The organism is Stenotrophomonas lacuserhaii (assembly GCF_039674585.1).
Taxonomy (GTDB): Bacteria; Pseudomonadota; Gammaproteobacteria; order Xanthomonadales; family Xanthomonadaceae; genus Stenotrophomonas; species Stenotrophomonas pennii_A.
This window is the reverse complement of sequence record NZ_JBDJNU010000006.1, coordinates 1-14,758: the sequence shown is the minus strand read 5'-3', so window position 1 is coordinate 14,758 and position 14,758 is coordinate 1. Positions and strand designations below refer to the sequence as shown.

Genomic DNA, 14,758 nt, shown 5'->3' with positions numbered 1-14,758 from the left:
CTCGAATCTAGCCGATCCCTGCCCGGCTTGCCATCGATTGATCCACGGCCTGCGCAGCGTCCGACCTGCTCCCGGCATCCAGCAGGGCCTGCAGCAGCGACGCGGCCGAGTAGGCGGACACCTGCCACGCGCCTTCCTGCAGCGCTGCGCGCAGGGGGCCATCGCTGCGTACCCGCACGACCCGCTCGGCTCCGGCGTGCGGTGCTGGACCGGCGGCGCGCTGGTTGCGTTCGAAGACCACCAGCGGCAACGGCCCGCGGTCGGCCTGCGCGCCCATCTGCTCCAGACTGTCCAGCAGCAGCACCTCGGCGCCCCAGCCACGCAGCCGGCGCGCCAACTCCTCACGCCAGCCGATGACGGTCGAATGCAACAGCACCTGGCGGCCCGACAGTGGCCCGGATGCTGCGGTAGCGTGCCGCTCGGCGGGCAGCAGCGGGATGTCGAAGCCGAACACGCTGCCCACCCCGGAGGTGCTCTGTACGTCGATGTCGCCGCCCATGACCCGGCACAACTGGCGGCACAGCGTCAGGCCCAGGCCGGATCCGCCGAAGCGGCCGGCGATGGAGGCGTCGGCCTGGATGAAGGGCTCGAACAGGTTCTGCTGCTGTGAGGCACTGAGCCCGATCCCGGAGTCGGCAACCTCCCAGCGCAGGGCGCCGGGTTGCTGCGATGGCAGCAGCCGGATCTCGATCCTGCCCGAAGGCGTGAACTTGATGGCATTGCCGACCAGGTTGCGCAGCACCTGTTCGATGCGCGCCATCGGACCGGAATAGTGGCTTGCGAGCAGCGGATCGACGAGCAGGTCAAGGTCCACTCCCTTGCCCTGCGCAAGCGGGGCATACAGCAACGCCACGCCCTCGATCAGCACGGCCGGCTCGAAGGTGACCACCTCCAGGCCCAGCTGGTCCGCCTCCACCCTTTCCAGATCCAGCACGTCACTGATGATCAGCAGCAACGAATCGGCGGACTGGGTGATGCGGCGCAGGCGCGCCTGTTGTTCGCTGTCCAGGCGCGAGCGCGACAACAGCTCCAGATGGCCGAGGATGCCATGCAGGGGGGTGCGGATCTCATGGCTCATGGCAGCCAGCAAGCGCGAGCGGGCACGGTGCGCGGCGTCCGCCTGTTCATGCAGCAGGTCCTTCTGCTGCTGCAGTTCAACCCGCGCGGTGAGGTCCTGCAGCACGCACAACAGCACCGGACGCTGGGCGTGGACGACCCGGGTCGCGCTGACCAGCAGGTGGCGTGCCGGGATCTGGTCGATCGCCGGATGGGACAGTTCGAACTCGTCGATCTCCGGATCACCGCCTGGCCCGCTTCGGCTGCGGGCGCGTGCATGCCCCTCCACCAGCGCGGCATACAGGTCCATGCCGCAGCGCTCGGCGGCGTCGGCATAGCGGCGCATCAGTTCATTCTGGACCACCGGCTGCGCGCGTGCGATGTCTACCAGGCACAGCCCGGAAGGCGTCATCTGGATCAGCGATCGGAACAGTGGTTCATCGGTACGGACCTGTCGCGCCCGCAGCGCTGCCGGCACCGGCACGCCCCGCGCCCGGCGCGCCAGCCACAGCCAGATCGCAGCTGCCAGCAGTGCGCAGGCCGCAACGGTGATCACCGGTGCGCGCGGCCTCCCGGCTGACCTGTCGGGCACGCTGGCCCGGGTGGCCAGCGCCCCGTCGGTGCGCGGCAGCGGCGCATCACGATGCAGGTGGAACAGCGTGCGTGCGACGCCGCTGTCCTGCCGCCCATGGCAGTGAAGGCCAGCGACCGCCGGAAAGGCCATGGCCACGCACGGCAGGGCGACCGAGGCGGCCGCGGCCGCCACCAGCAGGCGGTACGCATGGCGATGCACCACGCCGGGCGCACCGCGACGGGGGGGCTGGCCCCGACCACGCAGGCAGGACAGGCCGATCAGGGGCCGCAGACAGGCGATCATGCAGGGGGTGCGCAGGCAGGTCGGGCCCGCGCCGTGCGCGGCGTTCCTGGTTGCGACAGGGTTCCGGGGAAATGACCTGCACGATAGTCGGACGTGCCCGCCGTCCCCATAGGACGCGCCTGAATCCGTGCACAAGGATCGCGGTCATCGGCAGGCATCACGAAGGCGGTCGTCCCACTGCCGCTGCTCGACGTAGGATTCGTGCTGGCGCCGGCGCTGCAGCGCGATTTCCCGTGCACGCTGCGCGCGGCGGCAGGCCTGCGGGTCCTCCTGCAAGGGAATCAGCACGCTTCGCCCCGGCGGCGCCCGCGGCGCCTTGCGCCGGATCGGCGGCGGCTGGGCCGTGGGCGTGGTGGCGATGGGCGGGTTGCGGTCCCGATCCACCCAGTGCGTGGTCGCTTCGCCTGCCGCGCAGGGGGCGTCCTGGTAGCGTACCGCCGCGCCGCTGCCACAGCGGTGGACGGGGCCCGCCAACGCAGCGCAGCACACCCCTATGCCGATCATCAGAAAGCTGGTTCGTGCATGCATGGCGAGACCCTCTCCAGGCAACGCTGCTGCATTGATGAATGCCAGCCTAGAGGCGAAGGCGGCGCTTGCCCCTTTTCGTGTTTGTTGTATTCCGCGCCCCGCCGCGAGCCCCCAAGCTGCCCGCCCTCGATCCTCTCCTGCCCACCGCCGCCGCCATGTATTCCCTGCAAAAGCACCTCCGGACCGCAGCACGCCGCTTCGCCGAGCGCGGCCGCGTGGCACGCCGTCTGGAAGCGGCGGTGATGGTGGTGATCGTGGTCAACGTGCTGGTGCTGATGCTCGACAGCGTGGCGGACATCCACCGACAGCACGGCCGCCTGCTGAGCACGCTGGAATGGTCGTTCACCGCCGTATTCACCGCCGAATACCTGCTGCGGCTGTGGCTGCTGCGCAGGCCCTGGGCTTACGCGCGCAGCTTTTTCGGGGTGGTCGACCTGCTGTCGATCCTGCCGGTGTTCCTGGCCCTGCTGCTGCCCGGGCTGCATGTGCTGGCCGATGTGCGCCTGCTGCGCCTGCTGCGCCTGTTCCGCATCCTGCAGTTGCCGGTCTACCTGGAAGAAACCCGGCACCTGCGCCACGCCCTGGCCCGTGCACGACGGAAGATCCTGGTCTTCATCGGGGTGATGGTGCTGCTGATCATGCTGCTGGGCACGGTCATCTTCCTGGTGGAAGGGCCGGGCAACGGCTTCAGCAGCATCCCCGTCGGCGTGTACTGGGCCGCGGTGACCATGAGCACCACCGGCTACGGCGACATCACCCCGCAGACCGGGCTGGGCCGGCTGATCACCGGCTGTGCGATCCTGCTCGGCTACGGCATCATCGCGTTTCCGACCGGCATCATGGGCGCGGAACTGTTCGCCGGCGCGATGCAGCAGCGCCAGGCGGCACCCGGCAGCTGCGGCTGCGCCTGCCACGGCGACGCGCGCGACAATCGTCCGCCGTCCCCGGCAGCCAGGGACCCGCACGCCGCTGCGGGTTGATGCCCGCGCAGGTCAATCCGCGTGTGTGCCACCCTGCGCGGCGTCCCAGGCCTTTACCTGGCTGCGCACCCGCTGCAGCATCGCATCCAGTGCAGCGCGGTCGTGCACCTGTCCACGCAGCACCACCGTGTTGATCGACCGGGTGGCGCTGATGTCCTGCAGCGGATTGGCATCGAGCAGCACCAGGTCGGCGGCCTTGCCTGCTTCAACCGAACCGTAGCGATCCATCTGGCCGAACCAGGCCGGACCAGCGCGGGTGGCTGCCGCCAGTGCCTGCGGCGGTGTCAGTCCCTCGTGCACGAACAGCTGCAGTTCCTGGTGCAGCCCGATGCCTGGATAGTTGAACGCGTTGAGGAATCCGGCATCGGTGCCGGCAATGATCGTCACCCCGGCCTCCTGCAGCATCGGCAGCACCGCGGCCACCTGGTGGTACTGCCGGTGGCGCGCCTGCACCTGCGCCGGCGTGGCCTTGGCAGCGCGATCCACGCGCCATGCATAGGTCGCGCGCAGCCCGGGCCCGATATACGCCAGGTACGGGTCCTGGCGATGATCGTCCTGGTCGAGGAAATCCAGGATGCGGCCGCCGTTGAGCGTGGGCGTGACGAAGACACCGCGACGGGCGAAGTCACGATAGGCCGCCATCGCGGTATCGCGGTCGAAGCTGGCATCCAGGCGCTGGTTGGCCTGCGCGCGGTCGATCCGCCCTGCGCCGAAGTCCGCGGCGATGGCGGCCTGTTCCCGGCTGCCGGCCTTGAACGCGTAATCCAGGTGCTCGATGGACGCCAGGCCGGCATCGACGGCCTGCTCCACGGTCAGGGCCATCGGGATGTGCCCGGACGCCTTGAGTCCGGCCTTGCGCGCGGCGCTGGCCGCATACAGGAACAGCTCGGGCTTCAACGTACTGTCGGTGATCTTGACGAAGTCCACCCGGTCGTGGCGAAGCTGCGTGATCGCCGCATCCACGTCCGCCTCGCTGCCCACTTCCAGCGTGCCTTTCCAGACCGGATCGAGGCCTTCGATCTTGGCCCCGGAAGTCAGCAGGCGCGGCCCCTCGAGCACGCCGCTGGCAATCTGCCCGCGCCACTGCAGTACCTGCTGCGGCAGGTCGCCGGACGCATCGCGCACGGTGGTGATGCCATGGGCGATGTACAGCGGAAGCAGCGCCTTGTTCTCCTCGATCAACGCCGGGCCACCGCCGAAATGCACGTGCATGTCCCACAGCCCCGGCACCAGGTAGCGGTTGCCCGCATCGACGCGGCGCGCGGCGGTCCACTGCGAGGCCATGGACGCGTCGTCACCGACGGCGACGATGTCCTCGCCGCGCAGCGCCACGCTCTGCCCGGGAACCGTACGCGCGGCTTCGACATCCACGAGGGTGGCGTGCTGGATCAGCACGTCGGCACGCTGTGGCGAGGTCGCCGACGCGGCGGGTGCGCCGGCCGCTGCAAGGGCCAGCAGGCACAGGGTTCTGGAAAACATGGCAGGCATCCGGTTGCACGGCGCACGGGCCGCGGGAACAAATGCCGGCGTGCGCGTTGGCATGCCCGGCCAGCGCATGGTAGAAGTCGCTTTACCCATGCGGAAACAAAATAATTGAATAGCAGCGATGAACCAGTCGAATAGACCATTGTTTGAACTGGACCTGCTGCGCGCACTGGTCATGGTCGCCGACTGCGGCAGTTTCACCGCAGCCGCCAGCCGATTGCATTCCACCCAGTCCACCATCAGCCAGAAGGTGCGGCGCCTGGAACAGCTGGCCGGCCATCGCCTGCTGGAACGCGGCCACCGCGACGTGCAGCCTACCGACGCCGGCCAGACGCTGCTGGGCTACGCGCGCCGCATGCTCGGCTTGAACGACGAACTGCTGCAGGCGCTGGCGGGTGCAACGGTGGCCACGACGCTGCGCCTCGGCGTGCCCGAGGATTTCGTCAACCCGGCCACCACGCGCATGCTGGCCGCCTTCAACCGGGGCAATCCGCAGGTCCGGCTGGAAATCAGCAGCGGGCTGAGCCGGGACCTGGCCCAGGGCTTCGACCGTGGTGAGCTGGACCTGGTGCTGGTCAAGCAACGGCGCAACAGCCGGCCCGCCGTGCATTGCTGGCCCGAGCCCATGCACTGGATCGACGGCCGCGCAACGCCCAGTGCAGGCCAGGACGTGCTGCCGCTGGTCACCTTCCCGCCCCGCGGGCTATACCGCGATGAGATGATCCATGCGATCGAAACGCTCGGCAGGCGCTGGCGGATCACCTTCACCAGTTCCTCGCTGAGCGGGATCCAGGGCGCGGTGGCCGATGGCATCGGCATCAGCCTGCTGCCACGGCGCGCGGTGACCGCCGACCATCGCATCATCGATGGCGAACACGGACTGCCGGTGATCGACAGCTACGAAATCGGCATCCTCTACCGTGACAACGCCGACGACGGCGTGCGCGCGCTGGCCCTGGAGCTGAAGCGCCAGGTGGACAGCGAAGCGCGCTGAACCGAAGCGGTGCGGGGAGCGGGTAAACTAACGCTGACGCAACCACCAAAGCAGGTTTCATGGGCCCGTTCGACCGCACCGACCGCCTTCGCTGGCAGGCCGCCTCGCTGCTGGCGGCAGCGCCGGTTGCCGCCTTCGCCGCGGCCGATGCGCAGACCGGGCTGAACGCACCGGCGACGCCGCAGCAGCGCGTGGAGGAACTGCACCAGCGCGTGCTGGCCGGACGCAGCGCCACCGCGACCCTGGAAGCCTGGTGCGCCGAACATGGGCTGGCCGACAAGGCGCGGGTGCGCGCGGTGCGCGTGCAGGGCGTGCAGCGCGATGCCCCGGACGAGGTACGTCGCGCGCTGCAGGTGGAGCCTGGCACGCCGCTGCGCTACCGCCGGGTGCAGCTGGCCTGTGGGCAACACGTGCTGTCCGAGGCCGACAACTGGTACCTGCCCAGCCTGCTGACCCCGGCAATGAATGCCGTGCTGGACGGCAGCGATGAACCGTTCGGCCGCGTGGTTGCCCCACTGGGCTTCCAGCGCGAAACGCTGCGCGATGAAGCCTGGTGGCCCGCGCGGGGTGAAGGCACGGGCGCCACCGTGCTCGAGATCCGCGCGCTGCTGCGTGACAGCGCGCAGCGGCCTTTCAGCTACGTGATCGAAAGTTACCTGCAGGGCGCGCTCCCGCACTGACCGACCCGCACGTCGGCGCCAGTGTTCGGGTTCCAGCACCAGACCAGCCCCCGGTCGGAGGGTCACGAAACCCACGCAACGCCCGGCCAGGCAGTCCAGCGGGCCGCCGTCCAGCTGCCGTGGCCGTCACGCCGGGCAGTGCTATGGTGCCTCCACCTCCCCTGCGGACGCGCACCGATGGCCACCCGTCACGGCATGATGATCTCCCTCACCCTGCTCGGTACGCTGGCCTTGGGCGGCTGTGCCAGCAGTCCCGGCCCGCAGGTGCAAGGCAGTGGCCAGTGCCAGGCCGGCACGCTCGGGTGGGCCGTGGGCCAGCCCGCGAACGAGGCGAACATGCGCCGCCTGTCGCGCGAAAGCGGCGCCGGGCTGGTCAACCCGATCGGCCCGGGCACCATCACCACCAAGGATCTGCGCACCGATCGCCTGCGCGTCTACATCGACAAGCAGGACGTGATCACCGCCGTGCGCTGCGAATAGACGCGCGCCATGCCGGTCCGTGCTCAGTCGGCGCGGACCAGCAGGCCGGGGCCGATGTCGGCGATGCGACGCGCGCCGGTGAGGGTCATCGCCACCCGCATCTCCTTCGCCACCAGGTCCAGCAGGTTGGCCACCCCGGCTTCTCCGTGGGTCGCCAGGGCGTACACGAAAGCACGCCCGAGCAGCACGGCGTCGGCGCCCAGCGCCAGCATCCGCACCACGTCCAGGCCACTGCGGATGCCCGAATCGGTGAGGATCTTCAGGTTTCCCTTCACCGCATCGGCGATCGCCGGCAAGGCGCGCGCGGTCGACAGCACGCCATCCAGCTGCCGCCCACCATGGTTGGACACCACGATGCCGTCCGCGCCGAAACGCACTGCATCACGCGCGTCATCGGCATCCAGGATGCCCTTGATGATCATCGGCCCTTTCCAGAATTCGCGGATCCATTCCAGGTCCTTCCAGCTGATCGACGGATCGAAGTTGCTGGCCAGCCAGCCGATGTAGTCGCCCAGGCCGGTCGGATTGCCGAGGTAGGCCGAAATGTTGCCGAGGTCGTGCGGACGCCCGCGCAGGCCCACGTCCAGGGCCCAGAGCGGATGGGCCAGCACCTGGCCGGCACGGCGCAGCGCGGCGTTGGGTCCGCTCATCCCCGAATGCATGTCGCGATAGCGCGCACCGGGCACCGGCATGTCCACGGTGAACACCAGCGTGGTCACCCCGGCCGCCTGCGCGCGCTCCAGCGCGTTGCGCATGAAGCCGCGATCACGCAGCACGTACAACTGGAACCACATCGGGCGGTTGATGGCCGGGGCCACCTCTTCGATCGGGCATACCGACACGGTGGACAGCGTGAACGGGATGCCCCGGCTGGCCGCCGCGCGTGCGGCCTGCACTTCGCCGCGCCGCGCGAACATGCCGGTCAGGCCGACCGGCGCCAGCGCCACGGGCATCGCCAGCGTCTCGCCGAACAACTCGGTCTGCAGGTCCAGTTCGGACATGTCGCGCAGGACGCGCTGGCGCAGCGCGATGCCGGCCAGGTCTTCCACGTTGCGCCGCAGCGTGTGCTCGGCGTAGGCACCGCCATCCAGGTAATGAAACAGGAACGGCGGCAACCGGCGTTGCGCCGCTGCGCGGTAGTCGGTGGAGGCGGAAATGATCATGCCCCGACTGTGGGCGAAAAACGCGCCGGCAGGCAAGTCTCCTTTCGGCGCATGGGATCGCCTACAGCTTCCTTTCCAGCTTGTGCATGACGGTAAGCACCAGCAGGCACATCAAGGTCACCCCGGTGGCGATCACGTACGCGCCGATGCCCACCGCGATGCCCACCGCAGCGGACATGATCAACGAACTGGCGGTGGTCAGGCCGCTGACCTCGCCATCGCGCGCGCCACGGATGATGGTGCCGGCGGCGATGAAGCCCACGCATGCCACCACCGCTTCGATCAGGCGGATCGGATCCACCTGCAGCAGGTCGCGGTACCGGTCCTGCTGGAAGTGTTCGGCCACCGAATCGCCCAACCCGACAATCAGCGCCGCCGCACCGGCCAGCAGCATGTGGGTGCGCAGCCCCGCCGCGTGCTTGCCCAGTTCGCGCTCGAAGCCGATGACCCCACCGAACAGCATCGCCGCGCCGACCCGCAGCAGCAGGGAGATATCCTGGCTGAAATCCATCGTCTGTCCTCCCTTGGTCAAACCGTGAAGGTCGCCGGAAGGCCGTGGGAGGACCGTGAAGCCCGGTGGCCTACTGCGCGAGGTAACCGCCGTCGATGGGGTAATAGGTGCCGGTGGCGAACGATGCGGCATCGCTGGCCAGCCAGGCCACCAGCTCGGCGACCTCTTCGGGGGTGCCCAGGCGCTTCAGCGCATGCCGCCCTTCCAGCGTTGCCCGTACCTTCGGATCCATCTGTTCCAGCAACGGGGTGCTGATGAAACCGGGGCCGACCGCGTTGATGCGGATCTGGTCGGCGGCATGTTCCCAGGCCGCGGTCTGGGTCAGCCCCACCACACCGTGCTTGGCCGCCGCGTAGGCCACCGATCCGGCGTACCCCACCTGGCCCAGGATCGAGGCCATGTTGATGATGCTGCCGCCCTTGCCGGCCCTGCGCATGGCCTGGATCTGCGCGCGCTGGCACAGGAACACGCTGGTCAGGTTCACATCGATGACCTTGCGCCAGCCATCCACCGGGTAGTCACCACTGATCGCCGCCGGGCCTGCGATGCCGGCGTTGTTGACCGCGATGTCCACGCTGCCGAGTTCGGCCACTGTGCGCGCGACGGCCGCTTCCACCGCCGTCTCATCGGTGACGTCCAACGCGATACCGAGCGCCCTCACCCCGTTGCCACGCAGCGCTTCGGTGGTGGCGTCGACCGCCTCCTGCTTGAGGTCCCATACGGAAATCGCGGCACCGGAGGCGGCCAGCGTTTCCGCCACGGCCAGGCCGATCCCGGACACGCCGCCGGTGACGATCGCGGTCTTGCCCTTGAGTTGGTAATCAATCATTGCTCGACTCCTGTTGCGTTGGTCTGGAGGGGGTCCATCCATCCCCGGCAACGGTACGCCGCGCTGCGTGACGCGCCCGCATCATGCGTCCACGGCGCGTGCAACAGGCCTTCCCACCGCTGCAACAACCCGGGCCCTATGCTCGGCGCACGGGCCCTGACGCGGCCCTTCCTCCCCCCAAACGAAGGACGCTTGATGCCCACCGATGACAATGTGCTGTTCTCTGCAACCCGCCTGGGCGCGATCGCCCTCGCCAACCGGGTGGTGATGGCACCGCTTACCCGCAACCGCGCACTCCCGGACCGCGTGCCCACGCCGCTGGCGGTCGAGTACTACGGGCAGCGCGCCAGCGCCGGGCTGATCATTGCCGAAGCCACCCAGATCAGTCCGCTGGGCCAGGGTTACCTGGACACACCGGGCATCTACACCGATGCACAGGTGAAGGGCTGGAAAGCAGTGACCGACCAAGTCCACGCCCGCGGCGGAAAGATCGTGCTGCAGCTGTGGCACGTCGGCCGTATCTCGCACACCAGCCTGCTGCCGGAAGGCGAAGTGCCGGTCGCGCCGAGCGCCATCCGCGCCGATGCGAAGACCTTCACCGCCAACGGTTTCGAAGACGTATCCACGCCGCGCGCGCTCGCCCTGGACGAGATCCCGGCGCTTATCGAGGACTACCGCCGGGCCGCGCACAACGCCATCGAAGCCGGCTTCGATGGTGTGGAAGTGCATGCCGCCAACGGCTACCTGATCGACCAGTTCCTGCGCGATGGCAGCAACAAGCGCGACGACGCCTACGGCGGCAGCATCGAGAACCGTACCCGCCTGTTGTACGACGTGGTCAAGGCGGTCGCCGACACCATTGGCGCGGCCCGCACCGGTGTACGCCTGTCCCCCACTACCCCGGCCGGTGATGCCCACGACAGCGATCCGCAGCCGTTGTTCGAACGCGCCGTGGAGCGCCTGGACGATATCGAGGGGCTGGCCTTCGTGCACGTCATCGAAGGGTCTACCGGCGGTGACCGGGACAATATCCCGTTCGACTACGCGGCCCTGCGTTCGCGTTTCGGCGGCGCATGGATCGCCAACAACGGGTACGACAAGGCGCGTGCCGAAGCCGCGTTGGCATCGGGCTATGCCGATGCAGTGGCGTTCGGTCGTGCCTTCATCGCCAATCCGGACCTGGTCGAGCGCCTGCGCCGTGATGCACCGCTGGCCGAACTCGACCAAGCCACCCTGTACGGCGGCGGTGCAAAGGGCTACACCGATTACCCGCCACTGTGACCGGCGCTGGCTGACGCTGCCGGGTGGCTGAAACGCTTCCGGCTGGCTGAAACGCCTCCGGGTGGGTGACGACCGTTGGTCGTCACCTCCCTGCCCGCACTCAGCGGACCACGGTGTCCTGCAGCTGCACATCCACCACCTGCAGCGGCTCGCCCGCGTTGCGACCCAACTGCAGCTGGTAGGCGCCCGCGGCGATCTTCCACTGCCGCGCGGTCGGATCGAAATCAGCCAAGGTCTTCGGCTCGGCTTCGATGCGGATCCGGCGCTGCTCACCCGGCTGCAGACTGACCTTGTCGAAACCGACCAGGCGGATCGGCGTGGTGTGGCCCTGTGGCAGCTTCAGGTACAGCTGGGCCACGTCGGCGCCGGCACGCGCGCCGGTGTTGCGCACGTCCACGCTGGCCACCACGCGCTGGCCTTCCACGCTCACCTGCAGGTTCTCGTAGGCGAAGCTGGAATAGGACAGGCCATGGCCGAAGGCGAAGGTCGGCACCAGGCCCTTGGCCGCAGCCCACTTGTACCCCACGTTGGCACCTTCGATATCGAAATCGAAGATGTCCACCGGCGGCTGCTTCGGGTTGAAGCCCAGCCCCGGCACGTGCGGCCGCGGCAGCTGCGATTCGTCCACCACCCACGTCACCGGCAGGCGACCGGACGGATTGACCTTGCCGGTAAGCAGTGCGGCGATGCCTTCACCGCCGCGGATGCCCGGGTACCACGCCTGCAGCAGCGCCGGCACCTGCGCCAGCCACGGCGTGCGCACCGGGCCGTTGGTTTCCAGCACCACCACGGTCTTCGGATTGGCCTTGGCCACCGCACTGATCAGCGCGTCCTGCTGGTCGGGCAGCTGCATGTCCGGCAGGTCGACCGATTCGGCCGACCACTGCGTGGCGAACACCAAGGCCACGTCGGCCTGTGCGGCCGCACGCGCGGCGGCAGCCGGGTTGCGGCCATCCACATAGGTGATCTGGGCATCGGGCCGCTCGGCGCGCAGCGCTTCCAGCGGCGAAGACGGGTGGAAGATCACCGGGCCCGGCCAGGTGGTCGGCATCACGCCCGGTACCGCATTGGTGCCCTTGGCGGTGACGCCCACCATCGACGAGCCACCGCCGCCGATCACGCCCTTGTCGGCGTGTCCGCCGATGATCACGATGCGCTTCACGCTATCAGCCAGCGGCAGCAGGTTGCCCTCGTTGCGCAGCAGCACGCTGCCCTCTTCCACCGTACGCTGGGCGGCGGCAAAGCCGGCTTCCACGTCGATCGGCTGGTGCTGCGGCGGATTGTCGAAGTTGCCATGCAGGAACATCGTGCGCAGGATGCGCGACACCATGTCGTCGAGCCGCGCCTGCGGCACCGTGCCACCGGCTACGGCCAGTCGCAGCGGCTGGTCGAAGAAGGTGGTGGCATCGAACACTTCGCCAGCCGACTGCTGGTCCAGGCCGGCCAGCGCCGCCTTCGAGCCGCTGTGCACGCCGCCCCAGTCGGACATCACGAAACCGGGGAACTTCCATTCCTGCTTCAGCACCTGGTTCATCAGGTACGGATGTTCGCAGCCGTAGATGCCGTTGATCTTGTTGTAGGAACACATCGCCGAACCCGGCTTGCCGAGCTCGATGGCGATCTCGAAGGCCAGCAGGTCCGACTCGTGCATCGCCTGGTCGCCGATCTGCACGCTGTGGAAGTTGCGTCGGGTTTCCATGTCGTTGAGCGCGTAGTGCTTCATCGTGGAGATGACGTGCTGGCTCTGGATGCCGCGGATCGACTCACCCACGATCACACCGCCCAGCAACGGATCTTCACCGGCGTATTCGAAGTTGCGCCCGTTGCGTGGATCACGCTGCAGGTTGACGCTGCCGCCGAGCAGGATGTTGAAGCGCTGCTGCCAGGCTTCGCGGCCCATGGTTGCGCCGCCGACATAGGCGATCAGCGGGTTCCAGCTGGACGCCGTGGACGGACCGGACGGCATCGCGGTCGCGAAGTCGCCCTTGCGGATGCCGCCGGGGTTGGTCACGCCTACGCCGGCATCGGCCGACTGCTGCGCCGGGATGCCCAGCCGCGCCACGCCCGGCACGAAGCCGGCCGAACCGACCGCGCCTTCCGGCAGCGGACCGCCGTCCTTGCCCAGCCCGAAGTAGCTGCGCAGCATCTGGAATTTTTCGTCCTGGGTCATCTCGCCCAGCAACAACCGGGTACGTTCGTCGGCGGCCAGCGTGGGGTCCATCCACGGCTGCGACGGCGTCGCACCCTGTGCATACGGCAGGGTCAGAAGTTGCGCCTTCAGCGCGTTGCCGCTGGCGCCGCGCAGCTTCAGATCCGCTGCGCGCCCCGCAGCGAAGCCATTGCTTGCCACGCCGGACACGCCGCTCGCAATGAAGCCTTCCGCCGCCACCGAAGTCGGCGCCAGCAGCACGGCCGGCGCACCCAGTCGGGAGGACTTCAGCAGTGCCGGCAATGCCGCCGCATCCGCACCGGCCTGTGCATACAGTGCGACCACGTGGCGCTCGTCGGCCAGTCGCAGGTATCCGCGGCCGACCTGGTCCGGGCCCGATTCGGCCTGCACCGGGATACGGCTCAGCAGCACCTGGCCCTGCGCAGTGCCTTGGGCATCCACGTCCGCCTGGACGAACCGATAGTCATACCCGAGCTGGTCGGCCAGGGTCTGCAGCGGATCGATCGCGCCCACCGGACGCTCCACGTCCAGCACGGTCACCACGTCGGCCTGCACGTCGGCGAGCTGGGTGACCAGCGACGGCACGTCAGCCGCCAGCGGCGCTTTGTCCAGTGCCAGTACGTTGAATGACGGCGCGGCATCGGCGGCAAGGGCCGGGACGGCGAGCGCCAGGGCAATGGCGGCGGATAGGGAGAGCTGCTTTGTAATCGTTTTCATCGACAGACGTTTCAAACCCGATGCCTGCGCAGTCGGTCCTGGAAAGGGTGCCGCCGAAGGGAGCAGCGCTAGCCCGCATGCAGGCGTCGCCGGAGCGATACTGCAGGGACCGGGGCGGAGCGGGCCTGCGCACGGACCCCTCCGTCCGGCGTGACAACCTGCTCCTGGATTGCGGGGCAATCCAACAGGTGAAGAGTGGTCGAGCAGGTTCGTTGCTGTCAACCTCCGTCGCATGCGGCGAAGGTCGCATGGACGACTGGAGCGCGCCGCAGGCATCGGCTATTGTCGTGGATCGATCCAAGGAAGGAATCCGTCATGTCCCGTGCCCTGAGCATCACCGCCCTCGCCCTCTCACTGGTCGCCCTCGCCGCCTGTGGCTGGACCGCCTGGCGCCAGCAGCAAGCGCAATCGCCCGACCGGGTCCTGCACGCCCGTGGACTGATCATCCGCGATGGTCAGGGCCAGGCCCGGGTGATCCTGGGCGCACCGGTTCCCGATCCCACCCGCAGCGAAAAAGCGCTGGGTCCGCGTGCCGCGCCGTTGTCCGGCGTGGTCCTGTTGGGCCCGGACGGCACCGAGCGCGGCGGCTACGGCACCCTGGACACCGGCGGCGAAGCGATCCTGACCCTGGACGATGCCAGCGGCGCGACCGAAGTCTTCAAGGTTGTCGCCAACCCGGACCGCGGGGCCACGCTGATGGTCAAGCATCAGAACAATACCGGCGCGATGCTGACCTCCTGGCAGGGCGCGCCCGAACTGTTGTTCGTGGACGAGACCGGGCGGTCGTTCTACGTGCGGCCGGGGATGCCGTCGGCACCGTAGGCGGTGGGTCGAACGGGTGGTTCCCCCTCGCGGGTGGTTTTCAGAGCTGCATCCGGGGGGGGGGGGGGGGGGGGGGGGGGGGGGGGGGGGGGGGGGGGGGGGGGGGGGGGGGGGGGAGGGGGGGGGGGGGGGGGGGGGGGGGGGCGGGGGGGGGGAGGGGGGGGGGTGCGGGGGGTTGAGGGTGG

The 14,758-nt window shown here is 68.9% G+C and carries 13 protein-coding genes; 6 read left to right on the top strand and 7 right to left on the bottom strand.

Annotation, left to right across the window (positions count from 1 at the left end):
- Nucleotides 1-7 precede the first annotated feature (7 nt).
- The gene (locus ABE522_RS03840) at nucleotides 8-1,933 is read right to left on the bottom strand and encodes a sensor histidine kinase (protein WP_346590567.1); all 1,926 of its coding nucleotides are present in this window, start codon (nucleotides 1,931-1,933) and stop codon (nucleotides 8-10) included.
- Nucleotides 1,934-2,077: 144 nt separating this feature from the next.
- Nucleotides 2,078-2,461 (bottom strand): hypothetical protein, encoded by a 384-nt coding sequence (locus tag ABE522_RS03835; RefSeq protein WP_346590566.1) that lies wholly within the window; start codon nucleotides 2,459-2,461, stop codon nucleotides 2,078-2,080.
- A 155-nt stretch (nucleotides 2,462-2,616) separates the two neighbouring features.
- Here ABE522_RS03835 and ABE522_RS03830 point away from each other — a divergent pair, with 155 nt between their 5' ends.
- Nucleotides 2,617-3,441 (top strand): potassium channel family protein, encoded by an 825-nt coding sequence (locus ABE522_RS03830; protein WP_346590565.1) that lies wholly within the window; start codon nucleotides 2,617-2,619, stop codon nucleotides 3,439-3,441.
- Between the two features lie 12 nt (nucleotides 3,442-3,453).
- Here the strand turns inward: ABE522_RS03830 and ABE522_RS03825 are convergent, their stop codons facing one another.
- Nucleotides 3,454-4,920, bottom strand: coding sequence for an amidohydrolase family protein (locus tag ABE522_RS03825; RefSeq protein ID WP_346590564.1), 1,467 nt, complete (start codon nucleotides 4,918-4,920; stop codon nucleotides 3,454-3,456).
- A 127-nt stretch (nucleotides 4,921-5,047) separates the two neighbouring features.
- Here ABE522_RS03825 and ABE522_RS03820 point away from each other — a divergent pair, with 127 nt between their 5' ends.
- From ABE522_RS03820 to ABE522_RS03810, 3 genes are all read left to right on the top strand, one after another.
- On the top strand, nucleotides 5,048-5,920 hold the full coding sequence (locus ABE522_RS03820; RefSeq protein ID WP_346590563.1) for a LysR substrate-binding domain-containing protein: 873 nt from the start codon (nucleotides 5,048-5,050) through the stop codon (nucleotides 5,918-5,920).
- Nucleotides 5,921-5,979: 59 nt separating this feature from the next.
- Nucleotides 5,980-6,600, top strand: a complete 621-nt coding sequence (locus tag ABE522_RS03815) for a hypothetical protein (RefSeq protein WP_346590562.1) — start codon at nucleotides 5,980-5,982, stop codon at nucleotides 6,598-6,600.
- 177 nt (nucleotides 6,601-6,777) lie between these two features.
- The gene (locus ABE522_RS03810; protein WP_406846297.1) at nucleotides 6,778-7,080 is read left to right on the top strand and encodes an I78 family peptidase inhibitor; all 303 of its coding nucleotides are present in this window, start codon (nucleotides 6,778-6,780) and stop codon (nucleotides 7,078-7,080) included.
- 23 nt (nucleotides 7,081-7,103) lie between these two features.
- Here ABE522_RS03810 and lldD read toward each other — a convergent pair whose 3' ends face one another.
- From lldD to ABE522_RS03795, 3 genes are all read right to left on the bottom strand, one after another.
- Complete coding sequence (gene lldD / locus ABE522_RS03805; protein ID WP_346590561.1) at nucleotides 7,104-8,243, bottom strand: FMN-dependent L-lactate dehydrogenase LldD; 1,140 nt, start codon at nucleotides 8,241-8,243, stop codon at nucleotides 7,104-7,106.
- 61 nt (nucleotides 8,244-8,304) lie between these two features.
- Nucleotides 8,305-8,754 carry an MgtC/SapB family protein gene (locus tag ABE522_RS03800; RefSeq protein WP_346590560.1) on the bottom strand — a complete coding sequence of 150 codons (450 nt, stop codon included), beginning with the start codon at nucleotides 8,752-8,754 and terminating at the stop codon, nucleotides 8,305-8,307.
- A 70-nt stretch (nucleotides 8,755-8,824) separates the two neighbouring features.
- Nucleotides 8,825-9,583, bottom strand: a complete 759-nt coding sequence (locus ABE522_RS03795) for an SDR family NAD(P)-dependent oxidoreductase (protein WP_346590559.1) — start codon at nucleotides 9,581-9,583, stop codon at nucleotides 8,825-8,827.
- 195 nt (nucleotides 9,584-9,778) lie between these two features.
- Between ABE522_RS03795 and ABE522_RS03790 the strand changes: the two genes are divergently transcribed.
- Nucleotides 9,779-10,864 carry an alkene reductase gene (locus ABE522_RS03790; protein ID WP_346590558.1) on the top strand — a complete coding sequence of 362 codons (1,086 nt, stop codon included), beginning with the start codon at nucleotides 9,779-9,781 and terminating at the stop codon, nucleotides 10,862-10,864.
- 100 nt (nucleotides 10,865-10,964) lie between these two features.
- On the opposite strand, the gene ABE522_RS03785 is transcribed toward ABE522_RS03790, so the two are convergent.
- On the bottom strand, nucleotides 10,965-13,751 hold the full coding sequence (locus tag ABE522_RS03785) for a beta-glucosidase (protein ID WP_346590557.1): 2,787 nt from the start codon (nucleotides 13,749-13,751) through the stop codon (nucleotides 10,965-10,967).
- Between the two features lie 315 nt (nucleotides 13,752-14,066).
- Here ABE522_RS03785 and ABE522_RS03780 point away from each other — a divergent pair, with 315 nt between their 5' ends.
- Nucleotides 14,067-14,573, top strand: coding sequence for a hypothetical protein (locus ABE522_RS03780; protein WP_346590556.1), 507 nt, complete (start codon nucleotides 14,067-14,069; stop codon nucleotides 14,571-14,573).
- Nucleotides 14,574-14,758 lie beyond the last annotated feature (185 nt).

What these genes read in the sequence shown, in the direction of transcription:
- ABE522_RS03840 (WP_346590567.1), bottom strand. Translation starts at nt 1,933, where the DNA reads ATGATCGCCTGTCTGCGGCCCCTGATCGGCCTGTCCTGCCTGCGTGGT.
- ABE522_RS03835 (WP_346590566.1), bottom strand. Translation starts at nt 2,461, where the DNA reads ATGCATGCACGAACCAGCTTTCTGATGATCGGCATAGGGGTGTGCTGC.
- ABE522_RS03830 (WP_346590565.1), top strand. Translation starts at nt 2,617, where the DNA reads ATGTATTCCCTGCAAAAGCACCTCCGGACCGCAGCACGCCGCTTCGCC.
- ABE522_RS03825 (WP_346590564.1), bottom strand. Translation starts at nt 4,920, where the DNA reads ATGTTTTCCAGAACCCTGTGCCTGCTGGCCCTTGCAGCGGCCGGCGCA.
- ABE522_RS03820 (WP_346590563.1), top strand. Translation starts at nt 5,048, where the DNA reads ATGAACCAGTCGAATAGACCATTGTTTGAACTGGACCTGCTGCGCGCA.
- ABE522_RS03815 (WP_346590562.1), top strand. Translation starts at nt 5,980, where the DNA reads ATGGGCCCGTTCGACCGCACCGACCGCCTTCGCTGGCAGGCCGCCTCG.
- ABE522_RS03810 (WP_406846297.1), top strand. Translation starts at nt 6,778, where the DNA reads ATGGCCACCCGTCACGGCATGATGATCTCCCTCACCCTGCTCGGTACG.
- lldD (WP_346590561.1), bottom strand. Translation starts at nt 8,243, where the DNA reads ATGATCATTTCCGCCTCCACCGACTACCGCGCAGCGGCGCAACGCCGG.
- ABE522_RS03800 (WP_346590560.1), bottom strand. Translation starts at nt 8,754, where the DNA reads ATGGATTTCAGCCAGGATATCTCCCTGCTGCTGCGGGTCGGCGCGGCG.
- ABE522_RS03795 (WP_346590559.1), bottom strand. Translation starts at nt 9,583, where the DNA reads ATGATTGATTACCAACTCAAGGGCAAGACCGCGATCGTCACCGGCGGC.
- ABE522_RS03790 (WP_346590558.1), top strand. Translation starts at nt 9,779, where the DNA reads ATGCCCACCGATGACAATGTGCTGTTCTCTGCAACCCGCCTGGGCGCG.
- ABE522_RS03785 (WP_346590557.1), bottom strand. Translation starts at nt 13,751, where the DNA reads ATGAAAACGATTACAAAGCAGCTCTCCCTATCCGCCGCCATTGCCCTG.
- ABE522_RS03780 (WP_346590556.1), top strand. Translation starts at nt 14,067, where the DNA reads ATGTCCCGTGCCCTGAGCATCACCGCCCTCGCCCTCTCACTGGTCGCC.